Raw genomic sequence first — 23,867 nt, forward strand, 5'->3', positions numbered from 1 at the left:
TTAGCCCACCTTATCTGCTTCTACGACTGTTTTGCCAATTCCGTTTAGGAAATCTTGAATGAATAATTTCCCTTTTCCAGATGGCTGCAGGCTATTCACAGAAAGAACTGTTCCTTTTCCACAAGCAATCCACAAGTCTTTTTTACTGCGTTTAATGATCGTACCAGGAACAGCCTCAGTTGTTTCTTCTAAAGGTGTAACGTCCCATAATTTCCAATTGATTTCTTTATATGTTGTGAAAGCTGTCGGCCACGGACGCATGCCGCGAACTTGGTTATCCACTTGTTCAGCAGTTTTGTGCCAATCGATTTTTTCTTGCTCTCTGGTAATGTTTGGCGAAAAAGTCACTTGGCTTTCGTCTTGAGGAATTGGAGTGATTTCTTTCGCTAAAATTTTAGGTAATGTCTCCAACAGCAAGTCTTTACCTACAACACTTAATTTATCAAACATTGTACCGACATCATCTGTTTTAGTAATCGGGATTGCTTTTTGAGAAAGAATATCTCCTGCATCCATTTTTTTCACCATCTCCATGATTGTAACTCCTGTTTCTTTTTCTCCTTCAATAATTGAATAGTGAACAGGCGCACCACCGCGATATTTTGGCAATAACGACGCATGGACATTGACTGCACCAAATTTCGGTGCGTTTAAAATTTTCTCTGGTAAAAACTGACCAAAAGCTGCCGTCACAATAAGATCTGGTGCAAGTTCAATGATTTTCTCCATCTCAGGCGATCCAGAGATTTTTTCAGGTTGTAACACAAGTAAATTATGTTTCAAAGCGGCTTCTTTTACTGGTGTTGGGGTAATTACTTTTTTTCGTCCCACAGGTCGGTCTGGTTGAGTCACCACGGCTTGAATGTCATAACCATTTTCGATTAGTCCTTCTAAGACAGGAACAGAAAAAGCGGGTGTTCCCATAAATATAATTTTAGTCATCAAAATGTTCCTCCATATATGCATCTAAATCTTCTGGTTTAATTGATTCAATAATTTTATCAATAAATAGCTCACCGTTTAGATGGTCAATTTCATGTTGAAATGCTCTAGCAAGATAGCCATAAGCAGTTACTTCAATTTCGTCTCCTTCACGATCAAAATAACGAACCGTCACTTCATCCGCTCGTTCCACTGTTCCGTATGTTTCTGGGATACTTAAACACCCTTCAACATCGATATCAGTTCCTTTACTCTCGATGATTTCAGGATTGATCAATTCAAATAACCCTGTTTCTTCATCTACCTCGATCACTGCAAGCTGAAGATTTTTACCAATTTGAGGTGCAGCAAGACCGATTCCGTCATGAGCAATCATGGTCTCATACATATCTTCTAAAAGGGTGATGGTTTCATCAGTAATCATTGTTACTGGTTTTGCTTTTTGTTTCAAGCGTTCATTAGGGTGTATAACTATAGGATAGCGCATTAAATTTCCTTTCTTAAAAAACAACATTTAGTGGCGTCAACAGTAAACCTACGGCTAGTTTAAATAAAATTCATCGGCTCAGCATCAATGGATAATTTCAATCCATTAGCCGTTGCTCTTTGGGTGTCAGTCAATATTTTCTTTAAAATGGCTTGTAAGTTTGGCTCATTTTTATATTTAATGATTACCTGATAAAAGTAACGATTATTAACCCGCATAATGGCATTGGGTGTTGGGCCAAGTAAAATACTTTGATCAGATAAACCTTCTTGCAACTCTTTGACTATTTCAAACATCTGCTTTGCTGCCTGATTCTCTTCTGGGTGGCTAGCTGTGATTTGCACTGTAAAATAAAACGGTGGGTAATCACCACGGTGGCGTACGTACATCTCTTTTTGGTAAAAATCCTCATAGTCTTGAGCTTTAGCCAATTGAATGGCATAATGCTCTGGATTAAAGGATTGGATGATCACTTCCCCTGGTTTTTCTGCACGTCCTGCTCGACCACTGACTTGAGTCAATAACTGAAATGTTCGTTCACTCGATCGAAAATCAGGTAAATTAAGTGCAGTATCTGCATTCAACACACCTACTAGTGTAACATTGGGGAAATCCAGTCCTTTAGCAATCATTTGCGTGCCTAACAAAATATCCGCTTCATGATTACCAAAAGCTGTTAAAATCTTTTCATGTGCCCCTTTTCTTCTGGTCGTATCCACATCCATTCGCAAAACACGGCTCTCAGGAAAAAGAGCTTTTAGTTCTTCTTCCACCTTTTGGGTCCCTGTACCATAATAACGAATTTTATCTCCGCCACAATTTGGACAATGATAAGGAATCCGTTCTTCATGACCGCAATAATGACATTTCATGGTTTTTGTATCCATATGTAGGGTTAAGGAGATGTCACAATTTGGACATGGTAACACATACCCGCAATCTCGACACATAACAAAAGAAGAATAGCCTCGACGATTTAGCAATAAAACACTTTGTTCTTTTTTAGCCAATCGATCATGTATTTTTTCTTGAAGCGCTAGTGAAAATGAAGAAGTATTTTTATTTTGAATCTCTTCACGCATATCCACTACGTCGATTGTCGGTAATGTCGCAGTCTGATTCGCTCTTTTAGTCAATACTAAGCGTTCATACACTTTTTTTTGTGCCCGAGCTCGCGATTCCAATGAAGGCGTCGCACTTCCTAACACCACTGGACAATGATGGTACTCTCCACGCCAGATAGCCAAATCACGCGCATGATAACGAGGGGTTTCTTCTTGTTTATAGCTTGCTTCATGCTCCTCATCAATAATCACTACACCAAGATTTTCCAGTGGCGCGAAAATTGCTGAACGTACACCAACCACTACTTGCGCTTCACCACGTTCAATTTTCCGCCATTCATCATACTTTTCACCTTGAGACAACGCACTGTGCATAACAGCTACTTGCTCACCAAAACGACTCTTAAAACGATGAACCATTTGTGGTGTTAACGAGATTTCCGGTACTAACATCATTGCCGTTTTCCCTTGATTCAACACTTCTGCAATTACTTGGAGGTACACTTCTGTTTTCCCGCTACCAGTAATCCCTTCCAATAGATACGTTTTACTTATTCCTTGATTCACCGATCCCAGAACTTTATCCACAGCACTTTGTTGCTCATCATTCAAAGATAGGGCCGTCGTTTTCTCAAAGGTATGATCCGCAAAAGGATCTCGATATGCTTCTGCTTCGATAAATGTCAACCACCGTTTATTCGCTCCGTCATTTAAAATCGCTGTGCTAAATCCTAGTTCTTTCATCTCTTTGACAGTGGTCATTTGTTCTAAACCCACTTGCTGCAAATAGTTAATCAGCTGCTCTTTTTTTTGCGAGCCTTTTCTAAGTTCCATCCGCGCTTCTTCTAATTCTTCAAAATTTTTAAGTGCTTGGATGTAGCGGATCGTCTTTACTTTGTTACGTGTATTGACTTCATAACGAATATCGACTTTTTGCTGCTTTCTAAGTTGCATCAATTGAGGCAAAATAGCCCGATCCTCTGCGTCATCCCAAGCAATTTCTTCTAATCCATAGAATAGTTCATCTTGAAGCTCTTCTTCTAATTCATCTGTTAAATATATGTACTTCCGATAATCCGCCCGCATCACACTTGGCAGCATCGTTTGTAAACAAGTAATTTTAAAGGCAAACGTTTTTTCCTTCATGTAGTCAGCAAGTTCCAATAATTCAGTATTCAGCACTGGTTTTAAATCTAAAACAGAAAGAATTTCTTTCCATTCAAACTTTTGCGCTGCAATCACTTCATCAGAAACTTCATCCATCGCTAAAACAAATCCTTGTAGATGTCGATTTCCATTCCCAAAAGGAACTTCCACACGCATACCGACCGCTAATTGTTTTTCTAAGTTAAAAGGAATCAAATAAGTAAACGGTTGATCTGTCTGCATCGTTGGTACATCAACAATTACTTGTGCCGCTTTCCTCATAAACATTCCTCCGTTTCTATCAATAGTCCTACTCTTTTCTTGATTCAGCATTTCTTTGCTTATTGTACTAAAGAATCTGGTATTTGTCTTGTTCCTCTGATCTCTATTACAAAAAATTAACTCATTCTGCTCACTACTTGTTATCAGCAGCAAAGAAAAACTGAGATAAAACTTTAAAGAGTTTTATCTCAGCCTATCTTATGTTTTATAAACTTTTTTCGTCGCGGATACGATTTTCAAGTTCTTTTTGTTCTTGTTCATGTCTCATTTTTTGTTCTTCTTTAGCTAAACGCATTCTTTCACGTTTTTCTTCTGGTCTAGGATCATTGATCACGGTTGCTGCATCGATTTCTTCCAATGCTTGTCCTACGCTTTTTACAGATTCAAAACTTTCTAGTGTTGGTTGTGCGCCTTCATCTAATTCATGGGCACGTTTGCTTGCTAAGATAACAAGTGAATATTTTGATGGTACTTCTTTCAATAATGAGTCAATAGATGGTTTTAGCATCATAAGGCTACATCTCCTTCAACATTTTAATGTATTTACCAATTACTCGATTAACGCGAAAATGTTCACTCGCAATAATATCTTTAATTCGTTTTACCGCTAGCGGCACTTCATCGTTAACAACTGCATAATCATATAATGCCATCATTTCGATTTCTTCGCGAGCCACACGCATCCGTTCTTCAATTACCTCATGGTCATCGGTACCACGACCAACGATTCGTGATTTAAGCTCAGATAAATCTGGTGGTGTCAGAAAAATAAATACACCATCCGGTACTTGTTCTTTCACTTGTTCAGCACCTTGAACTTCGATTTCTAAAAAGACATCTTTTCCCTTATCAAGCGTTTGGTTAACGTAAGAAAGCGGCGTTCCGTAGTAATTCCCTACATATTGCGCATATTCTAACATTTCCCCAGCTTCGATCATTGCTTCAAATTCTTCTTTCGTGCGGAAGTAGTAATCTACCCCTTCTACTTCTCCTTCCCGCATTTTACGGGTGGTCATAGAAATTGAGTACTGAAAATCATTCTCTTCACTATCAAAAATTGCTTTTCGTACTGTTCCTTTACCAACTCCAGAAGGACCCGATAGTACAATTAATAATCCACGCTCTGACATGATGACTTCCTTTCGTTAAAAGCTACACGAACTTGTTAGCTCTGATTGAAAAATAGGGGAAATTGACTGAGGAGCTGTTTACCTCATCCCATTTCCATCTTTTTTCCGAATTGCCAACCCGTGAAGCTAGATAGTAATAGAGTATTAGTTCTATAATGCACTTTTTTTTAGTAATTTTCAAGACTTTATTATTATTATTTTCGAAAAAACAACAGACTTTTTTATTCGAATATTCGGAAAATTATTTTATATACCGAAAATTCACTATACTCCTATCAAAATAGCCTCTTGTTTAACAAAAATATTTGTAAAAAAGTATACAGCAGACCTGGTTTTCAAGTAAAATGATATTATTACACATTTTACTTGTATGAGTTTCACTCATTCAAACTAATCCATGTATAAAAAACGAAGGGATTTAAATCTATGTTCACACACAAACTATTTTGGAAAACCATAACTACTTTTTTACTTGCTGCCTGTATTTCACTCGGAAACTTCGTGCAAATAAGTTATGCCGAAGATGATCTCATGGAATTTTCAAAAAAATCTGGCTATCCGATCAAAGAAGGTTATCGTCCAAAAGCTTCAATCGTTATCGATGCTGACTCAGGACAAATTTTATGGGAAGAGCAACCTGATTTATCTTGGAACCCTGCAAGTATTGGTAAAGTTATGACCATGTATTTAGCCTTTGAAGCAATGGAGCAAGGAAAATTCAATCTAGATACAACCGTCAAAGCAACTGAAAAAGATGTTAGTATTTCTCAAATCTATGCACTAAGCAATAATAAAATTTCTCTAGGTGTGGATTATCCTGTTCGTGATTTATTCTCTATGGTTGCCGTCCCTTCCTCAAATGTCGCAACGGTGATGTTGGCAAACCTAGTTTCGGACAATGATGAAGCTGGTTTTATCCATAAGATGAATGAAAAAGCCGCCGAACTAGGAATGACAAACAGCACTTACTATAACTCTAGCGGTGCGCAAATCAGTGCCTTTGGTGGACTTTATCAGCCAGAAGGTATCGATCCAGAAGGAGACAACAAATCAACTGCCAGAGACTTGGCTATTTTGACCTATAACCTACTAAAAAAATACCCTGATGTTCTGCAGTTTACTAATAAACCAGTTGTCACTACTATGGCAGATACGCCTTATGAGGAAACCTTTGAAACCTATAATTACTCATTACCTGGTGCAAAGTATGGTTATGAAGGGGTAGATGGCTTGAAAACAGGATCAAGTCCCACTGGTGGCTTCAATTACATTGCTACAGCTAAAAAAGGGGAAACACGCCTAATTGAAGTCGTCTTAGGCGTAGGTGATTGGTCTGACCAAGAAGGAGAATATGAACGGCATCTTGCTGGTAATGCTATCTTAGATCATGCCTTCTCTACTTATGAATATAAAAAACTACTTTCTAAAGGATTAAATACTATTGATCAAAAGGAGATCCACTTAGATAAAGATTTTTATGGCTTTGTTAAAAAGAATTCTGAACCTAGTTTTTCCTTAGAAAATGGGCAACTGACTTTGAATAGTGAATTAGGTCAAGTTTCACCAAAGATTTCTGCCCAAAGTGTTAATTATCAGGAATCTGAAAAAAAAGCTGAAAAGCTTCCCTCTTCTGAGGTGAAAAAAAAGCAGCCCCTCCACACCGAAGTAGCAAAAAAATCTGCACGTAATTATGTGTTGAGTAGTATTCTAGCCGGCTTAGGTTTACTATTTCTTCTCTTTTCAAAAGCATTTAAAAAACGTAATAGTGACGTTAGTCGCCGTAGCCGAAAAACACCGACCTTGACCTCTCGTCTGTTACTCACATCGGGAATACTTTTACTTCTTTCAGCAGTTGGCACATTGATCTTTTTATAAACAGTAAAGGTGAGGAAAACGAATGTTCATTTCCCTCACCTTTTTTATTTTGATTCAGCTAAAAACCCATGTTAGACAAGGTATTCACAACACCCATAATTTCATCATGGCGTTTGATTTGTTTATCCACAGGTCCATCAACTTCTTGCGTATCAATTCGTACAATAAAACGACGATTCAACGATACAAAAGCTTCTTCGTTTACACGAATATTTAAGACTTCATCTGTAAATGATACACATGCATCTTGCCATGCATCAAATGGCTCTTTATCAGAGATAACTTCTCTTTTTACCACTGATTTCCCACTTAATTCATGGAATGTTACATCGTAATAGTTTGACATACTTATTCACCTCTTCGCCTTCACCCTTTTAATTATAACTTTAATCGATAGAACCACAAACTATTTTCTATTATTCAACATTTTGAATTTGCTCACGAATTTTTTCAAGAATCGTTTTCATCTGGACAACAATGTTTTTAATTTCAATAGAACTTGATTTAGAACCAACCGTATTCACTTCACGATTCATTTCCTGCATCAAAAAATCTAACTCTCTACCGACAGGTTCTGATTGCAGCAATAATTCCTGTAACTTATCCACATGAATAGCCAAACGATCCAGCTCTTCATGGATATCTCCTTTTTCAAGTAGAATGGCCAATTCCGTCAACAAACGAGTCTCATCAACCTGAGCGCCTAACCACTCATTTAGCCTAGTCTCAAACTTTTCTCGGTAATCTTTCTCATAAATAGCGACAAATCCTGTTAACTCGTTCACTAAATTATTAAAATCACAACCATAAGTAGTCAAAACTTGTTGGATTTTTTGGCCTTCTTGCAAACGACTAGCATCAATTCGTTCAACTGCTTTTTTTACAGTCTCTAAAACCAACGTACCAAACGTATCATCGACTTCTTGTTTTTCTGTGACTTCAACATAGTCTGAATTATTTAGAAGTTGATTGATATTTTGCACAGGATCAAATTGAGCTTGTGGATAATTGGCTGCCAATTCTTGTTGTACTTCTCCTAAAAGCTGATGAATCATATCCCAGTGCACAAGCACTTCTTTGTTTCCGCTGCCCGTTTGTTTAATATTAATATAGGCTTCAATACGACCACGTTGTAATGTCTCTTTCATCAATTGACGAATGGCCATTTCATGTGGATTAACCTCTTTTGGCATTCGCAATTGAATATCCAAAAATCGTTGATTGACACTTTTGATTTCTACATCAATTTGATACATATCATTTAAAAATGTTTCTTTTCCGAAACCAGTCATACTTTTCATCGACAGGGTGTCCTCTCTACATGGATTTTATTGCTTTAGATAAAATCGCAAATTCTTCGTTTGTCAGTGTGATTCCTTTGCCCATCTTTTCATGATCAGCAGACCAGTCTCTTAAATCAAATTTTGGCGGGCGCCCATTCCAACTAACTAAATTAAATTCTTTACGCCAGCCTTGTGTGTTCTCTGATAAAACTGCGATTTCTTCTACGATTTCATATGAAAATTCTTGTGCCATGATTTATCACTCCTTGTTGTATAAATTCTGTCATTAAAATTTGCAACGTTTGTACTGGTAATTTATCTAGTAAAAAAGCCATACGTTGCGTTTTTTCTTTTGCATCTGCATTCAACAGATCAGTCATTAATGATACCTGTTGTTTGTCAGAAAGTAAAAAGTAATCTTCGTAATATTTTCTCAACCACTCTTGGACAGAAATCATTCCAATCGTGTTTTCTACCTCGGTTTTTGTTTGCTCTTTTAGCTGTAAACGTCCCACCAATTCTTGAAGCCTATATACATTAGATGCAGGAATTTCCTGACTTTTCGCTAATAACTCTACTAAAACCAACCCAATATTCTCAGTATACACCCTGTCTTTATAAACTTTACGCATTTTTTTACATATTTTATTTTGTTGTTCAGCAGAAGTCCATAATTTTATTTGATAGGCTTCGTTGACAAAGGAAAAAAATGCTTGTTGAAACTGTTCTAGCTGCTCTAATGTTTCATCCAAGGTGTACCAATACCCAACGTATTTATTACCTAGCACTTTCATCGTTTCTAGATATCCTAATTGTATATTTTGAGCAGAACGGGTGCCATCAAATAATAGAACCGCTCCCATTGACCACGGTGTCTGCAAAGTTACACAGTGTACAGCTGGCGGTATTTTTATCGGTTTCGTGATCCCAGGGCCTTTCACATCTACAATGATACATTCTGTTGCTCCGTTACGTATTGCAATATCGACTGGAATATTATTACGATAACCACCATCTACATAATAATGATCTGCAATTTTGGTTGCAGCCATTGCTGGAAAGAAAGAAGCCGAAGCCAACAACCAACTCTGCCACTGTTTATTTTGACACTTGTTGAAATGAATATTCTTTTCCTGCATATTTGGTAATTCAGTGGTTACTAAATAAAAGTCTGTAGTCACTTGTGCCATTTTTTCTTGTGAAAAGGTATCACCAATCAACTTTTGCAACGGTTGCGTGGAAACTCCGTTTGATTGAATCGCATTCAATGTAAATGAACCAATCTGACTCATCATTCCACTTAAGGTATCATTAGATGATGATGATGAAAAAGAAAGGATTTTTTGCGTATCTATTTTTTCCCACATATTTTTGGCTGCCTCAAAATCATCTTGCAAAATTAACGCACCATTCAACGCACCCACAGATGTACCAGTAATAATTTTAATTGGGATGCCTAATTCTTTCAACGCTTGCCAAACACCGATCTGATAAGCACCTCTTGCACCTCCGCCACCCAAAACTAAACCAGTATGATACACTAACTCTTTACTCGCTAATTTATTTTCCTTCAATGTATATCCATGTTTTACAAATACCTCTTGCAAATGGAGAGTAAGTGATTGTGGAAAAATGAAAACACTCGTTTGCTGAACACTTTGTTTAAGTAGTTTATCCACAGCTAAAAAGACATCTGTCCATCTTATTTTATCCGTTTCTCGAATCAATATATTCGTCACTTGCTCTGATTCAACCGCTACAAACAAATAGGGATTCTTCCCTTTATAAATGACATACGTCCTTCCTGTATTCTCCTGCGTTCTTTCTCTAAATACTCGTCTCGCTAAAGTATGTGTATCATAAAAAGGCAATAACTGAACACTTTCAGAAATTATTTTAGAAAAAATTGCCCATTCAGAAGCAACCATTCGTTCAATTCTCATGACTAACACCCCCATCTGTTAAAGTATATCAAAATTAGACAAAAATTACTTTTTATTAAAATATTCAAAAAATATACAATTTTGTTTCCTTTTCACGTAAAATAGGTATATTGTGCTTTTGGTTTAACATTGACTTTACCAAAAAACGATAGTTTAATAGAAGATGGAATTTTAGATTTATCAACCTGAGCTTGAATCTATTGACTCACTTAATCAGATCTAGCTAATCTGTATAGAAAAGAAAGACTAAACACAAAGGATGTTTATATGAAGAAAAAAAATATTTTATTGAGGATCTGTGCACTGATAGTAATTATAGGCTACTTTTCAGGTTTGTTCGCAACCTCAAAAGCCTATGCCAAAGAGGATATTCTGACCATTACACAAAACGCAGGCTATCAAACGAATGAATTGTATAAACCCAGATCATCGATCGTTATTGAAGCACAAACCGGCCAAGTTCTTTGGGAAGACAATCCTGATTTAAAATGGAATCCAGCCAGTATTGCAAAATTGATGTCTGCTTATCTTGTTTTTGATGCAATAAAACAAGATAAGATCACTTTAAATACACTGGTTAAAGCCACTGACAGCGATCAAGCAATTTCTCAAATCTATGAATTAAGTAACAACAACATCGTTTCTGGCGTAGAATACCCTATAAAAGATTTACTTTACGCTACACTAGTTCAATCATCCAACGTCGCAACTGTGATGTTGGGAAATGCAGTAACAGCTCATGACGAAGCAAAATTCGTCCATATGATGAACGATAAAGCGAAAGAACTCGGTATGACCAACTCAACCTTTTACAATGCCAGTGGTGCTGAAACAGGCTCATTCAATGGTTACTACAAGCCTGAAGGAATTAATCAAAGTGCAGATAACATATCTACTGCTCGAGATTTAGCTATTTTAGCTTATCATTTACTGAAAGATTATCCAGATACAGTAACCTATACTAGTCCAACACAAATCACCATTATGGAAAACACACCTTATGCAGAAGTTTTAGAAAATCACAACTATTCTTTACCAGGACTAGCCTATGGCTACGAAGGTGCAGATGGACTTAAAACAGGTTCTAGCCCAACTGGTGGTTTTAATTACGCCGCTACTGCAAATCGTGGAAATACTCGTTTGATCGAAATCATTTTAGGTGTAGGAGACTGGGAAGATCAAGAAGGCGAACTTCAACGTCATGCCTTTGGTAATGCAATTTTCGATTACTCATTTGCGTCTTATGAATACAAAAAAGTACTGTCTAAAGGTGACAATACTGTAAATGAAGAAAAAATCACTCTAGATCAAGATTTCTATGACGTTGTTCAAAAAAATCTTGAACCAACCTTTGCATTATCTGCGGATAAATTAACAGTTGATAATGGTCTACCTCAAGTTTCTTCGACCATTGCAGCACCAAGCGTCAACTTTAAATATGCTAAAAAATTAAAAGCCTTGCAACAATCAGCTCTTTTAAAAACTGGGAAGAAAAAGAATAAATTATCTACTTTCTTTGTTAATGGCTTAATAATTATCTTTGGGTTACTATTCATAGCATTATCCAAACTATTAAAAAAAGCACCTTCAAAAAAAATTAGGCTTTTCTTCACTTTAGGTACTGTTCTTACTCTTGTAGGAATTGGTTTGAGTATCTATACAATAATAGTTGGTCCTTGGATTTAGTTGAATACTAAAAAATGCAGCTGCCTAATATAGGAGCTGCATTTTTGCGTATTTATATAAAAATGGTTCTGGAGAGAGTCTTCACCATTTTTTTATCTTTATCACTATGACTTGACAAATGATATACTTTTAAAAAATATTCACACAAACTTGGGTAAGAAAGTTGGAAATTAGTATTTTAACGATTTATTTATTTTTTTGTAACTTTTTGATTTCTTTTTCAATTTGATCAATTTGTTTACCTAATGCTTTTTGTTCATTTTTATCACGAGATACTTTTTTCTTATTGATTAATTCTTTTTTTTCTTGAATTAATGCATTGATTTTTGATGCATTGTCTTCTACTGGTTTAGATGGTGTTGTTGTGTTTCCAGTTGAACCACTTGTTGAACCGTTTTTCAATGCTTGAATTTCACGTTCGATTTCACCGATGCGGATTCCCAATGCTTTTTGTTCTTGCCAGTCTTTGCTGAATTTTTTCTTATTGATCAACTCTTGTTTTTCTTGGATCAATGCGTTGATTTTTGATGCATTGTCTTCTACTGGTTTAGATGGTGTTGTTGTACTTCCAGTAGAACCGCTTGTTGAACCGTTTTTCAATGCTTGAATTTCACGTTCGATTTCACCAATGCGGATTCCTAATGCTTTTTGTTCTTGCCAGTCTTTGCTGAATTTTTTCTTATTGATCAATTCTTGTTTTTCTTGGATCAATGCGTTGATTTTTGCAGTATTATCTACAAGTTGAGCTGAATTAGCATGCGCTTGAGTCGCCGTTGCTAAAAATCCTGTCCCTCCGATAGATAATGCTAAACCAGCAACTACTGCACCTTTTACAAATTTGTTCATTATAAATTCCTCCAATTTATTTTTTTGTTCGAATGCTACTATTCATAAAATAATAGTTCCGATACACAGATTATACCCACTGTTTTAAAAAAAGTAAACTATTATCTTATAAACAGTAGTATCAAATATTTATATATATTTGGAAAAAAATGAAAAAGGCTGATTTATCAACGATTACAGAACTATAATTTTCGGATATAATTTGTAAATAATAAAAAAATCTAACTTTTTTACTCAAAATAGAGTAAGAAAGTTAGATTTTTACTATTCATTATTTAAATACTGGCTACATAGAGCCTTTAAAAACATTTGCATTTTTCACAAAGTAATCCACACCAGAATAAATAGTAAACAACAAGCAAACATACAACATGATTTGATCTAAAGGAAAACCAATTGCTGTAAATGGAATATTATTGATAAACAACAATATAATAGCAACCATCTGTGTCGCAGTTTTCACTTTACCAGGCCAAGCAGCAGCCATCACTTCGCCGCCTTCCACCAGTAGTAAACGTAATCCCGTGACTGCTAATTCTCTACAAACAATAATTGCCACTACCCAAGTAGGTGCTTTTTGTTGCCCAACCAAAACGATAAAAGCCGTCATTACTAACATTTTATCTGCTAATGGATCAGCAAATTTACCGAAGTTTGTCACTAACCCTCTCGCTCGAGCGATTTTTCCATCTAACCAATCGGTAATACTTGCCACCGCAAAAATAACGGCCCCAACCAATTGAGTGACTGCTAAGGATGTTCCCGCAAATGTAATCGTACCCCAATCCATGGGAATGCTGACAACAGCGATAAAAATCGGAATCATAAATATTCTAATTACTGTTAATTTATTTGGTAAGTTCAATGCCTGTTACCCCTCTCTTTTCCTACTCATTTTACGTTATCTCACAGACGGTGTCACGAAAAATGACATTATTTTTATTTTTGAAGAAGTATTCAAGTCTATTTAATCATGCTCGTAATAAATGAGCGAGAAAAAAGCTTGCCATGACTTGTCGTCCATCGCAAATTTTTCTCGCTCATCTCTCATCTGTGAGCAAATAAAACTGGTTATTTTTCTATTATTGCGGTTGTTGTGACTGTTGCGATTGCCCCGTTTGCGACTGTTGTGCGTACGCTAAAGTCATATTGATATTTCTTGGCCCAATTCCAGTATTGTTCGGATTGAATTCCGCTTTTTGACCGTCTAATTTGAATTCCATATATTCTGACGCACCTAAACTAATGACTACTTGTGTTGTTCCTGCTGGAATCTCAACAGACTTTGGTTGACCTGGCTGAATAGTTTCTTGGAAGAAATAGCCATTGTCATTATTAGCCGCTGTTGCGATATAAATACCAACCCAACACGGACCTGTTACAGCACTAAATTCAAATTTGGCTGGATTTGCTACATTGATTGCACTCATGTTCACAGTCACACCAGATTCATTTTCAAATTTAACTTCTGTTGGAGCTTTAGGCTCCGATGTGGAGCTAGTCGAAGACTCTGTACTACTTGAAACAGGTGCTTGGCTTGATTCAGAACTTGATTCAGAAGAAGACTCTCTGATTATTTCTGATGCAGGTGGTTGAATCATCGGACTTGACTGACGATCTTGCCACGTAATATAAAAAACAACGACAGCAATCGCTAACCCAATTAAAGAAAAAACAATCGCAGGTAAACTACTCATAAAGCGTTTAGTTTGACTGTCTTCGTCATACATTTGCGTCCGTGATTCATCTAGCGTTTCATATTGAATAGCTGTTTCTATGTCTTCTGGTTCATCTATTCCATCATAAATTTCTACTAATTCATTGCCGTCTAACCCTACTGCACTTGCGTATTGTCGAATAAATGCACGTACATAAAAGGTTCCTGGCATAGAATCAAAATCATTTTCTTCAATTGCTATCAAATAACGTTTTTGTGTTTTAGTAATTTGCTGCAGTTCGTCTAATGACATATTCTGCTGCAGTCGTGCATCTCTTAATTTTTTTCCTATATTCACGCTGGCCACTCGTCCATCTTCTCCAGTCTCTCTATTTTATCAATTTTACCCGATTATATCAGGCGACAATTCCGATCATACATACTACCACTTTATGTAAAAATGTTAAGTAACAATACTCCATTTTCTTGAAATAAATCAATTGAAACCTCAGATAATTTTTTTATCTAACTTATCTAAGGATACCATAAAAAAATACTGCTGAGGGTACTATTTGCGAAAGTTTTTGACTAAATATCGGACTTTTTTTGATTTTAGCAATAGTATCTGGAGCAAGCCTTCTCAATGATTACTGAAACGGAAACAGCAATCTCTTCAAACACTTACTCTCACATACTAACTTAGCCGCTTCAAAAAATTATTTTTTTGGGTACATATAAAAGCGACTTAATCCTTCTTTATTGATAAATGTTTTTGCCAAGTCTTTCACGTCAGCTAATTGAACACTTTCAATTACTTCTGGCGTATCAAATAAAGTCGTTTCCCCATAAAGGGATTGTGAAAACTGATTCGCGATATATTCCAGTGAATTTAAAGATTGGAAGTATTTACCAATCATTTTTTTCTTCAAGAGTGATAAGTTTTCTTCTGTTATCTCCAAGCTCTGATCAACCGTTAGAAGAATCTCCTCGATACGCTCTGCTAATTGTTCAGGATGGTCACTATCTCCACCGAAATCGGCAAAGTGAAAGCTCCGATCCAAGCTGAATTCATAACCAAAACTGTCGTCAAGTAGACCTTCATTGTATAAACTCAAATAGTTTTGTGATGTATTGCCAAATAGCAATTGCAACAACAGATTGGCTGTCAGTTTGTATTTAAGCAATTCTTTACCATCTGTCGGCACTTCATCTAACCCTTTTAAGCCAACAATAACCTTTGAACGGCTGATTGCCATGGAAAGAGAACTTTCCTTAATGATATCTGAAGCTGTTTCTTTGGGAAAATGGCGTTTAATTGGTTCTGCTTTAGCAAATTTTTTGGCAGATTGATTGTTGCGGATAAAATCCATCATTTCTTCTGGCTCCATCTTTCCAACAACAAACAATGTCATATTACTTGGGTGATAGAATGTGTTGTAACACGTATATAAATCTTCTGCAGTAATTTCTGCTATACTCTCCACAGTCCCCGCAATATCAATGTGCAATGGATGTTTCGGGTAAAGATTCCCTAGTGTTCCAAAAAATAATCGCCAATTAGAATCGTCTAAATACATTTGGATTTCTTGTCCGATAATTCCTTTTTCTTTGTCCACGGTTTCTTTTGTGAAGTAAGGATCTTGAACAAAGTCTAACAATGTTTCAAGATTTTTCTCTACATGATCTGTTGTTGAAAATAGGTAACTGGTTTTTGTAAAGCTTGTAAAGGCATTGGCAGAAGCACCTTGTTGCCCAAACTGTTGGAAAATATCTCCATCTTCTTTCTCAAACATTTTATGTTCCAGAAAATGAGCAATTCCATCTGGTACTTTCACAAAGTCTTTTTCACCAATTGGAACAAACTCGTTATCGATTGAACCATAATTTGTCGTAAACAATCCGTATGTTTTGTTATACTCTTTTTTCGGCAACAAATAAACCGTTAATCCATTTTCTAGGACTTCTGTATAGAGAACTTCGTTGATTTGTGGGTATTCTTTTTTATTCATCGACTTTTTCTCCTTCCAAAAAGAAAATGGCTTGCAATTGGATCAATTTAGCAACTCGTTGAACATCAGCTAATGTGACAGCTTCCATTCGACGAATCCACTCGTCATCTTTTAAGCGAAGGTGAGGAATTAAATCATTCAAATACTCATTTTCCAAAACAGCCCCTGCATTGTCTAAAGACAGCAAGTATTGATTTTTCAACATTGCTTTGGTTTGTTGGATTTCTAAGTCCGTCACCTTGCCTTGACGGATATTTTCTAATTGGGCTGAAATCAAATGCAGTACTTTATTCCGATTCTTGCCATCAATTCCAGTTTGAACACTTAATAATCCACGGAATGTATCAATACTGCTAGATGCATAATAAGCTAAGTTCTCTTTTTCACGGACATTCATAAATAATTTAGAATGAGGAAATCCACCAAATACACCGTTGAAAATTTGCAACGCAAAATAGTTTTCGTCCCCGTAGTAAACATCCGTATGGTAGCCCAGATTCAATTTCGACTGTGCTAATTTTTCTTGTTCAGAACGTTCTTCAATTACATTTCTAGACGGTTGTGTGTAAAAAATATCAGCGATTCCTGATGCTCGATCTTCAAATGGCAATTTGCTAAATAGTGAGGTCACAATTGCTTCATCCACATCACCAAGAACAAAAATATCTATTTGATCTTCTCGAATCATTTGTTGATGATAGGAAGCAACGCTTTCGGTCGTTTCCTTTTCTAAGTCTGCAATAGTCCCAAAACTTGGAATTCTTTGGTCTTCAGAGCGTCCAAAATATAGACTTTGTAAAGCCAACGAAGAATAGACTTGCTTATCTTCTGAGATGCTTTCGTAATAGGCATTCAGATTTTCTTTTTCACGTTGGAACGTTTCCTCTTCAAATTTCCCATCAATGATGTTTGGAAAGAATAAAATTTCTTTTACAAAATCTACAGCCTCAGCCAAGACATGACCGCTTTCCAAATACTTATCATTAACTAAATTCAATGAAAGATTCAGCAAATGTAAATTGCCTTTTTTATTCACATTAATTCCAAAACTGGCACCATATAATTCTGCTAATTTTTCACTGAGCTTTACTTGATCTGGGTAATTCAAACTATTCGTTTCCAATAAACTAGATAAAAGTGTCCGCTTCGTTATCGTTTCTCTATTCAAACGCGTATTAAAACGAACCAAAATACGCACCGTTTTATATTTTTCTGTTGGAACAACATGTAAGTTGACTCCTCGTGCTAATTCAATCGGCATCTTGTCAGCTCCTCTTTGTTTTTTATCATAATAAAGCCCAGTCTGAAATACAATCATCTGGCTGTTTTTAAATGTTTTTTTAAGATTTTCTGCATCTATTTAATTATAGCACAGCTCAGCAGTCTTTCCTTTATGTAAGAGTCTTTCATTTCATTTTTTTTAATTTTTTATGTATACTGAAATCTGAGAAAGGATGGGTAAACTTATGATTAAAGAATTTAAAGAATTTATTATGCGTGGAAGTGTACTGGATTTGGCTGTTGGGGTCGTTATCGGTTCTGCTTTTACTGCGATTGTTACACAGATCGTTAATGGCTTGATTACACCTTTGGTAAGTCTTGTATTTGTCTTAACTACTGGTGAAAAAAGTGCAAACGACGCATTAGGCGCCTTAGTTTTCACAGTAAAAGGTGTGGCATTTAACATTGGTGATGTGATCAGTGCTATTATTACATTTTTAATTACCGCCTTTGTTTTATTCTTAATCGTCAAAGCTGTTAATAAGATGAAGAAGACTCCAAAAGATGAAGAAGTAGAAACAATCGAAGAAGCACTTCTTACAACTGATGATTATCTAGAGCAAATCCGTGATTTATTAGCGGCGCAAAATGCTGAAAAAACATCTGTTACAACAAAAGATTCTATCGAAAAATAAATAAAAAAGTTGGCAGACACATGTTATATGTGCTTGCCAACTTTTTTATTTTCTCATCTGAATATGAGGAATACCATCTTCTAAATACATATCAGAACTCTCTTTAAAACCAAAAGATCCGTAAAAATCGGTAAGGTGTGCTTGAGCGCCAATAATGATTGGTCGATTTGGATATTTTCCCTCGATTACTTTTAGTGTTTCTTCTAGAAGTTTATTGCCTAATTTCTTCCCACGATAACTTGGATTTATTATGACTCTGCCAAAAGAAACTGTTGCTCCTTTATCAATAATCCGAGTATAACCGACAATATCAGCCTCTTCTTTAAGCCAAGTATGCCAAGCTTTTTCATCGCTATCATCAACTTCTTGATATGGACAATTTTGCTCCACTACAAATACAGCAATCCTAAGTTTAACGATTTCAAAAAATTCTTTGGTCGTCAATTCCGAAAATTTCTTTACATAATACTCCATTTTATTCATTCCTCTCAACGATTCATATAAATAACCGCAGACCATTCCATAAATTAAGTAATAACACTAGAAGAATCACAAGCTGATAAACTTGTACCACTCGTTCGGAGGAAATTTTACCACTAATTAATGCCCCCATAAAACCGCCAACAATCGCCGCTGGAATTACATAAAATAAAATCGATAAATCAAACCGATCAAAGCCAGTTATATTAGCAATCGTAAATAATTTCGCTGCCTGTGAGAAAAAAATCGTAATGATCGAATAGACTGTAGCTTCCTTGATGTGAATACCAAAACACAACATTAACAAAGCGACATTGATTGGTCCACCACCAATCCCCAGTAACGTGGAAATAAATCCTAAAAACAAACCAACGGTCACGTACCAAATTGGGTGGGACAAATCAAATGAACGCTCATTTCCAATTTTTGTATAGAAAAAAGCAAATAAGAGAGTTACGATAGTTAAAATAATTTGAATGAGCTGAACATATTTTTCCTCAGAGAAGAGCTGCAGCAATAGCTCAAAAATTATATTCCCAAAAATCCCGCCTATCACTGAACCTAAGGATACAAATACAGCAATCGGAATTTTTAGTTTCAATCCATTCTTCATCTGCCTTAAAGTAGAAACAATGGACATCGTAAAAACAGCCACGCTAGAATAAAACGAAATAGCCGCCAGAGAATGAAAATGCAGTGTATCCAATACAGGTTTTATGATTACTCCGCCGCCCATACCAGAAATTGCTCCAACTGTATTGGCTAAGATAATAACAATGAAATAGACTACACCGATATACATAATTTTTTCATCTCCTTGAAATAACCACTCTTTTTCTTACGCTTTTCTTCGTCTAGCAAAGTCAACAAACTTGAATTTGTCCAATCGATGTCTAGATTCTGTATATTCAAAACAACGAGTATCTTCCAAACATACTACACTGCGTACAACTACCACATGTGTATCTTCTTGAATGGTCATCAGACGTTGATCTTCTTCTGTCACGGCTTCAACTGTAATTTCTTTTTGAGCATAGCTGATAGCTAATCCTAGATCATTTTCAAAATAATCATAGATAGAATCTGCTGCTCGCTCTACTGGCAACTCCTGTATGATTTCTTTTAATAAATAATCAATATCTACAATAACTACTTCTCCATTGATTTCTCTTTGACGAACTAAACGCCACACCGCAGCATCTTTTTTCCAACCAGTCAATCGCGCTAATGTCTCACTGACTTTTTCTTCCTCTAGCTCGACTACTTTCGTCAAACTATGTATTTGTTGTGCTTCTTGTAACTCTTTATAACTGATCACACCTGAAATCGGTAAATCAAATTTTCTGACATTTAAGACAATTGATCCTTTGCCTTGTTTCTTTTGAATATATCCTGCGTTGATCAGTAAATTTAAAGCTTTACGAATTGTTTCCCTTGAAACTGAATATTGTTCAACCAATTGATTTTCGCTTGGCAGCAACGTTCCTGGCTGATATTCCCCTTCTAAAATTGATTTTTCAAGTTCTAAAAATATATCATGAAATTTATTCATGTCAACCCCTCCACCCTATGATACTCAAAGAAAATGATAGCACACTCTCCTTTAAAAAAATAGCGTTCTCCTCAAGTAAAACATCTATCACCCACATTCCTTTTCTACGATTACACTTGTATTTACAAGCAATCCATACTATAATGAAAACGAAAACACGAACATGTCTATACAAGTTAAATAAATCTAAGTTAGGAGACCTGATAATGAATTTTCTACTATTTACACTTACCCAAAATACATTACATATTCAAGAAAAAGAAGGAAAAAAAATACTTTCCGAACACGATTTGCCATTCTCTGATTTTGATTTCCCAAAAACTGCCGATTCTTTAACTGAACAGATCAAAAAACTATTTCCAACGGCAAAAGGAGCCATTTTTAACAAAATACCAACTAATTTTTATACTAAAAATGCTCTAGTAACATCATTAAACGTTAGTATAGATAGCTTAATCAAGTACTTTTCAGAAGGGTTGAATCTTCCAATCATTACAAATTCTGAGCTAGAATCATCCGTAGATTTAATAACAGCATTTAAGGAAAAAGAAGAACAATTAACTTGGAATTTGGATTATTTTGGCTACACACCAGGAAAAGAAGAATATTCTGTCGAGTCATTATTAACGATTGGCAATGGCTTTATGGGTTTACGAGGTACGCTGCCTGAAATGACTCTGTCAAAAGATCATTATCCTGCCACTTACATCGCAGGACTCTACAATGAAGAAAAATCAGAAATTGCTGGTCAAATTGTAGAAAATGAAGACTTCGTCAATACACCGAATAATCAATATATTAGTATTCAAGTTGAAGGAACCGACGAATGGCTATCGCTAGAAAACGCCACTTTACACTACTTGCACAGAAACCTAGATTTAAAAACAGGTTTATTTACCTCACATATGATTATTGAGGATAAACATCAACACCAATTAAAGATAACTACCCATAAACTAGTGAACATGGCTAAGATGAATAACTACAGTCTCAAATACTCAATCGAACCGGTTAATTTTTCTAAAAATATCACAATAAAGACTGTAACAGATGGTTCTGTCTATAATTTCAATGTCGAAAGATACCGTAATTTAACAGCCAAACATTTCCATGTCACTCAGTTGCATGCAGAAAATAACCAGTCAACAATCCAAGTTCAAACCAATCAATCAAAGATAAATGTGCGACAGACAGCCAACATAACAGGAGATTTTTTTGAGAATGATGCTGTAAATAATTTCATTAGTGAAAAAAGCATCCAACAAACCCTCTCTTTTTATGGGGAACAAAATAACACCTATACGATGGAAAAGCATGTACAAGTTAAAGCCTCTATTGCTAAGGCTAACTGGGAAACGCCTACACCTCTGGCTACTTCTTTTGAGAAAGAATTTACTGAAAGTAAAACTGCTTGGGAAGCGCTATGGAAAAAATCAGATATCCGACTAACTGGTGATCTAATGTCACAGAAATTACTACGTATTCACACCTATCATTTACTTGTTTCAGCTTCTCCATTTAATAACAACGCATTAGATGTTTCTGTAACTGCTCGTGGACTACATGGTGAAGCTTATCGCGGACACATTTTTTGGGATGAAATCTTTATCTTGCCTTTTTACATTCTTCATTTCCCAGAAACAGCAAAACAGTTATTAATGTACCGATATAATCGTTTAGGTAAAGCAAAAGAGAATGCACGGGAAAGTAACTATGAAGGTGCAATGTATCCTTGGCAATCTGGCCTAGACGGTAGCGAGGATACGCAAAAACTTCACCTGAATCCTTTAAATGGCGAATGGGGTGAAGATCACAGTATCCTTCAGCGCCATGTGTCCTTAGCAATAGCTTACAATATCTGGATGTACTGGAATAACTCTAACGATGAAGAATTCATCAAAAACTACGGTGCTGAAATGCTGTTAGAAATCGCCAATTTTTGGCGTAGTGCTGCAACTTTTGACGAAACAACGAATCGTTATTACATCGATAAAGTCATGGGTCCTGATGAATTCCATGAAGGCTATCCCAACAGTACACAAAGTGGTTTAAAAAACAACGCCTACACCAACTTAATGGTGGTTTGGCTATTTGAAGAAATAGAACAGATCCTTTCACTATTAAATACGCAAGAACAAGTAGAATTATTTAATAAAACAGGAATCACCCAAGAAAATCTAAAAACAATGAAAGACATTCGTAAACGTTTAGCGATCGAAACAAATGAAGAAGGAATCATCGCCCAATATGAAGGCTATTTTGACTTAAAAGAAATCGATTGGGAACAAGCGAGAAAAAAATACGGTAACATTTACAGAATGGATCGTATTTTAAAAGCGGAAGGTCAGTCGCCTGATGATTATAAAGTGTCCAAACAAGCAGATACCTTGATGCTGTTTTATAATTTAAATAAAGAAAAAATTGATGAAATTTTAGAGGAGCTTGGTTATGAGCTACCTTCAGATTATTTAGAAAAAAATCTTTTATATTATCTCAACAGAACTTCACACGGTTCCACACTTTCAAGAATCGTTCATGCTCAATTGGCTGAAGAAGTAGCTTTTCATGATTTATCTTGGACACTATATCAAGAAGCTTTATATTCTGACTATCGAGATATTCAAGGAGGAACGACTGCTGAGGGAATCCACACTGGTGTAATGGCTGCAACGATTTACGTTACCTTGACTACCTACGCCGGAATTGACATCAAAAAGAATCACCTGATAATTCAACCAAATTTACCGAACAATTGGAAGGACATGACATTTACTGTTGATCACAAAGGGATCCATTACGAATTAACTGTCTCAAAAAATTATGTTCAAATTTGCCCTTCTCAAGAAACAACCGTGATCATCAAAAAACAGCCTTATCAGTTGACTGCAAATAAAATAACAACGATTAGAGGAGCGTACTCATGAAAAAAGGATTTGTATTTGATTTAGATGGTGTTATTACAGATACTGCTAAGTTCCATTACATCGCCTGGAAAAATTTAGCGAAAAGCCTAGGTATCTTAATTGACGAAACATTCAACGAGACCTTAAAAGGAATTAGCCGCATGGATTCTCTGGATAAAATTTTAGCTTATGGAAAACGGGAAAATGATTTTACATTAGCAGAAAAAAAATCCTTAGCTCAAAAGAAAAATGATGAATATGTGACACTTCTAGCTGACCTTTCTGAAAAAGACCTACTGCCAGGTGTTCACGACTTTCTAGTTCAAGCAAAAGAACGTAATATTCCATGTTCAATTGCTTCCGCATCGAAAAATGCACCTATGATTTTAGAAAAATTAGGTGTTCTTGCTTACTTTGGACATATCGTTGATCCGGAAACTCTAAAAAAAGGGAAACCAGATCCAGAAATTTTCATAAAAGCAGCTGAAAGTATCAACGTTGAGCCAAAAGATGCAGTAGGTTTTGAAGATGCACAAGCTGGCATCGACGGAATTAAAGCAGCTGGCATGTATGCTGTAGGAATATCTTCTACCGAAACATTACAGGGTGCTGATTTACAAGTTGCATCAATGACTGAACTAAATGTAGATCAGTTTTAAAGTTGGA

Annotated in this window: 22 protein-coding genes; 5 read left to right on the top strand and 17 right to left on the bottom strand. The window is 35.9% G+C overall.

Features of this window, described 5'->3' with window-relative positions; all coding sequences use genetic code 11:
- From fmt to gmk, 5 genes are all read right to left on the bottom strand, one after another.
- Window positions 1–942, bottom strand: a complete 942-nt coding sequence (fmt, locus tag BCR23_RS08495; protein WP_069635061.1) for a methionyl-tRNA formyltransferase — start codon at window positions 940–942, stop codon at window positions 1–3.
- Window positions 935–1,429: a peptide deformylase gene (def, locus tag BCR23_RS08500; protein WP_069635062.1), complete on the bottom strand. Its 495-nt coding sequence runs from the start codon at window positions 1,427–1,429 to the stop codon at window positions 935–937. Before def ends, fmt begins: the two co-directional genes overlap by 8 nt.
- A gap of 59 nt (window positions 1,430–1,488) precedes the next feature.
- A complete protein-coding gene (gene priA, locus BCR23_RS08505) occupies window positions 1,489–3,921 on the bottom strand; it encodes a primosomal protein N' (RefSeq protein ID WP_069635063.1) in 2,433 nt (810 codons plus the stop codon).
- A 205-nt stretch (window positions 3,922–4,126) separates the two neighbouring features.
- Entirely contained in the window at window positions 4,127–4,432 is a 306-nt protein-coding gene (gene rpoZ, locus BCR23_RS08510; protein ID WP_069635064.1) for a DNA-directed RNA polymerase subunit omega, read from the bottom strand.
- A 4-nt stretch (window positions 4,433–4,436) separates the two neighbouring features.
- A complete protein-coding gene (gmk, locus tag BCR23_RS08515; protein WP_069635065.1) occupies window positions 4,437–5,051 on the bottom strand; it encodes a guanylate kinase in 615 nt (204 codons plus the stop codon).
- A gap of 426 nt (window positions 5,052–5,477) precedes the next feature.
- Between gmk and BCR23_RS08520 the strand changes: the two genes are divergently transcribed.
- Window positions 5,478–6,926: a DUF1958 domain-containing protein gene (locus BCR23_RS08520; RefSeq protein WP_069635066.1), complete on the top strand. Its 1,449-nt coding sequence runs from the start codon at window positions 5,478–5,480 to the stop codon at window positions 6,924–6,926.
- A gap of 58 nt (window positions 6,927–6,984) precedes the next feature.
- On the opposite strand, the gene BCR23_RS08525 is transcribed toward BCR23_RS08520, so the two are convergent.
- The 4 genes from BCR23_RS08525 to BCR23_RS08540 all read right to left on the bottom strand — a co-directional run bounded on the left by BCR23_RS08525 (window position 6,985) and on the right by BCR23_RS08540 (window position 10,152).
- Complete coding sequence (locus BCR23_RS08525) at window positions 6,985–7,272, bottom strand: hypothetical protein (protein ID WP_069635067.1); 288 nt, start codon at window positions 7,270–7,272, stop codon at window positions 6,985–6,987.
- A 70-nt stretch (window positions 7,273–7,342) separates the two neighbouring features.
- Complete coding sequence (locus BCR23_RS08530) at window positions 7,343–8,227, bottom strand: YicC/YloC family endoribonuclease (RefSeq protein ID WP_069635068.1); 885 nt, start codon at window positions 8,225–8,227, stop codon at window positions 7,343–7,345.
- Between the two features lie 16 nt (window positions 8,228–8,243).
- On the bottom strand, window positions 8,244–8,462 hold the full coding sequence (locus BCR23_RS08535) for a YdbC family protein (protein ID WP_069635069.1): 219 nt from the start codon (window positions 8,460–8,462) through the stop codon (window positions 8,244–8,246).
- Window positions 8,440–10,152 (bottom strand): patatin-like phospholipase family protein, encoded by a 1,713-nt coding sequence (locus BCR23_RS08540; RefSeq protein WP_069635070.1) that lies wholly within the window; start codon window positions 10,150–10,152, stop codon window positions 8,440–8,442. Before BCR23_RS08540 ends, BCR23_RS08535 begins: the two co-directional genes overlap by 23 nt.
- Window positions 10,153–10,419: 267 nt before the next feature.
- Here BCR23_RS08540 and BCR23_RS08545 point away from each other — a divergent pair, with 267 nt between their 5' ends.
- Window positions 10,420–11,838, top strand: a complete 1,419-nt coding sequence (locus BCR23_RS08545; RefSeq protein ID WP_069635071.1) for a DUF1958 domain-containing protein — start codon at window positions 10,420–10,422, stop codon at window positions 11,836–11,838.
- A gap of 186 nt (window positions 11,839–12,024) precedes the next feature.
- Here BCR23_RS08545 and BCR23_RS08550 read toward each other — a convergent pair whose 3' ends face one another.
- The 5 genes from BCR23_RS08550 to yfmF all read right to left on the bottom strand — a co-directional run bounded on the left by BCR23_RS08550 (window position 12,025) and on the right by yfmF (window position 17,611).
- Window positions 12,025–12,684, bottom strand: a complete 660-nt coding sequence (locus tag BCR23_RS08550) for a hypothetical protein (RefSeq protein WP_069635072.1) — start codon at window positions 12,682–12,684, stop codon at window positions 12,025–12,027.
- Window positions 12,685–12,970: 286 nt separating this feature from the next.
- Window positions 12,971–13,549, bottom strand: coding sequence for a CDP-diacylglycerol--glycerol-3-phosphate 3-phosphatidyltransferase (pgsA, locus tag BCR23_RS08555; RefSeq protein WP_069635073.1), 579 nt, complete (start codon window positions 13,547–13,549; stop codon window positions 12,971–12,973).
- A 217-nt stretch (window positions 13,550–13,766) separates the two neighbouring features.
- Window positions 13,767–14,699, bottom strand: coding sequence for a helix-turn-helix domain-containing protein (locus BCR23_RS08560; RefSeq protein ID WP_240482540.1), 933 nt, complete (start codon window positions 14,697–14,699; stop codon window positions 13,767–13,769).
- 358 nt (window positions 14,700–15,057) lie between these two features.
- On the bottom strand, window positions 15,058–16,350 hold the full coding sequence (gene yfmH / locus BCR23_RS08565) for an EF-P 5-aminopentanol modification-associated protein YfmH (protein ID WP_069635075.1): 1,293 nt from the start codon (window positions 16,348–16,350) through the stop codon (window positions 15,058–15,060).
- Window positions 16,343–17,611 carry an EF-P 5-aminopentanol modification-associated protein YfmF gene (yfmF, locus tag BCR23_RS08570; RefSeq protein WP_069635076.1) on the bottom strand — a complete coding sequence of 423 codons (1,269 nt, stop codon included), beginning with the start codon at window positions 17,609–17,611 and terminating at the stop codon, window positions 16,343–16,345. The genes yfmH and yfmF overlap by 8 nt, the downstream gene beginning before the upstream one ends.
- A 205-nt stretch (window positions 17,612–17,816) precedes the next feature.
- On the opposite strand from yfmF, the gene mscL reads away from it, so the two are divergent.
- A complete protein-coding gene (mscL, locus tag BCR23_RS08575; RefSeq protein ID WP_069635077.1) occupies window positions 17,817–18,266 on the top strand; it encodes a large conductance mechanosensitive channel protein MscL in 450 nt (149 codons plus the stop codon).
- A 45-nt stretch (window positions 18,267–18,311) separates the two neighbouring features.
- On the opposite strand, the gene BCR23_RS08580 is transcribed toward mscL, so the two are convergent.
- From BCR23_RS08580 to treR, 3 genes are read right to left on the bottom strand one after another with little or no spacing between them, the layout of a single operon-like run.
- Entirely contained in the window at window positions 18,312–18,740 is a 429-nt protein-coding gene (locus BCR23_RS08580) for a GNAT family N-acetyltransferase (protein ID WP_069635078.1), read from the bottom strand.
- Between the two features lie 22 nt (window positions 18,741–18,762).
- Entirely contained in the window at window positions 18,763–19,548 is a 786-nt protein-coding gene (locus tag BCR23_RS08585; protein ID WP_069635079.1) for a sulfite exporter TauE/SafE family protein, read from the bottom strand.
- 36 nt (window positions 19,549–19,584) lie between these two features.
- Window positions 19,585–20,298: a trehalose operon repressor gene (gene treR, locus BCR23_RS08590; RefSeq protein WP_069635080.1), complete on the bottom strand. Its 714-nt coding sequence runs from the start codon at window positions 20,296–20,298 to the stop codon at window positions 19,585–19,587.
- A gap of 206 nt (window positions 20,299–20,504) precedes the next feature.
- On the opposite strand from treR, the gene BCR23_RS08595 reads away from it, so the two are divergent.
- Window positions 20,505–23,222: a glycoside hydrolase family 65 protein gene (locus BCR23_RS08595; RefSeq protein WP_069635081.1), complete on the top strand. Its 2,718-nt coding sequence runs from the start codon at window positions 20,505–20,507 to the stop codon at window positions 23,220–23,222.
- The gene (gene pgmB / locus BCR23_RS08600) at window positions 23,219–23,860 is read left to right on the top strand and encodes a beta-phosphoglucomutase (RefSeq protein ID WP_069635082.1); all 642 of its coding nucleotides are present in this window, start codon (window positions 23,219–23,221) and stop codon (window positions 23,858–23,860) included. The genes BCR23_RS08595 and pgmB overlap by 4 nt, the downstream gene beginning before the upstream one ends.
- Window positions 23,861–23,867: the final 7 nt, after the last annotated feature.

Source organism: Enterococcus quebecensis (genome assembly GCF_001730365.1).
GTDB lineage: Bacteria > Bacillota > Bacilli > Lactobacillales > Enterococcaceae > Enterococcus_L > Enterococcus_L quebecensis.

Bases quoted from the DNA above. Each gene is read 5' to 3' on its own strand.
- priA (WP_069635063.1), bottom strand. From the start codon at position 3,921: ATGAGGAAAGCGGCACAAGTAATTGTTGATGTACCAACGATGCAGACA.
- yfmF (WP_069635076.1), bottom strand. From the start codon at position 17,611: ATGCCGATTGAATTAGCACGAGGAGTCAACTTACATGTTGTTCCAACA.
- BCR23_RS08525 (WP_069635067.1), bottom strand. From the start codon at position 7,272: ATGTCAAACTATTACGATGTAACATTCCATGAATTAAGTGGGAAATCA.
- mscL (WP_069635077.1), top strand. From the start codon at position 17,817: ATGATTAAAGAATTTAAAGAATTTATTATGCGTGGAAGTGTACTGGAT.
- BCR23_RS08545 (WP_069635071.1), top strand. From the start codon at position 10,420: ATGAAGAAAAAAAATATTTTATTGAGGATCTGTGCACTGATAGTAATT.
- BCR23_RS08550 (WP_069635072.1), bottom strand. From the start codon at position 12,684: ATGAACAAATTTGTAAAAGGTGCAGTAGTTGCTGGTTTAGCATTATCT.
- def (WP_069635062.1), bottom strand. From the start codon at position 1,429: ATGCGCTATCCTATAGTTATACACCCTAATGAACGCTTGAAACAAAAA.
- BCR23_RS08585 (WP_069635079.1), bottom strand. From the start codon at position 19,548: ATGTATATCGGTGTAGTCTATTTCATTGTTATTATCTTAGCCAATACA.
- BCR23_RS08535 (WP_069635069.1), bottom strand. From the start codon at position 8,462: ATGGCACAAGAATTTTCATATGAAATCGTAGAAGAAATCGCAGTTTTA.
- yfmH (WP_069635075.1), bottom strand. From the start codon at position 16,350: ATGAATAAAAAAGAATACCCACAAATCAACGAAGTTCTCTATACAGAA.
- fmt (WP_069635061.1), bottom strand. From the start codon at position 942: ATGACTAAAATTATATTTATGGGAACACCCGCTTTTTCTGTTCCTGTC.
- gmk (WP_069635065.1), bottom strand. From the start codon at position 5,051: ATGTCAGAGCGTGGATTATTAATTGTACTATCGGGTCCTTCTGGAGTT.
- BCR23_RS08530 (WP_069635068.1), bottom strand. From the start codon at position 8,227: ATGAAAAGTATGACTGGTTTCGGAAAAGAAACATTTTTAAATGATATG.
- treR (WP_069635080.1), bottom strand. From the start codon at position 20,298: ATGAATAAATTTCATGATATATTTTTAGAACTTGAAAAATCAATTTTA.
- BCR23_RS08520 (WP_069635066.1), top strand. From the start codon at position 5,478: ATGTTCACACACAAACTATTTTGGAAAACCATAACTACTTTTTTACTT.
- rpoZ (WP_069635064.1), bottom strand. From the start codon at position 4,432: ATGATGCTAAAACCATCTATTGACTCATTATTGAAAGAAGTACCATCA.
- BCR23_RS08540 (WP_069635070.1), bottom strand. From the start codon at position 10,152: ATGAGAATTGAACGAATGGTTGCTTCTGAATGGGCAATTTTTTCTAAA.
- pgmB (WP_069635082.1), top strand. From the start codon at position 23,219: ATGAAAAAAGGATTTGTATTTGATTTAGATGGTGTTATTACAGATACT.
- BCR23_RS08595 (WP_069635081.1), top strand. From the start codon at position 20,505: ATGAATTTTCTACTATTTACACTTACCCAAAATACATTACATATTCAA.
- BCR23_RS08580 (WP_069635078.1), bottom strand. From the start codon at position 18,740: ATGGAGTATTATGTAAAGAAATTTTCGGAATTGACGACCAAAGAATTT.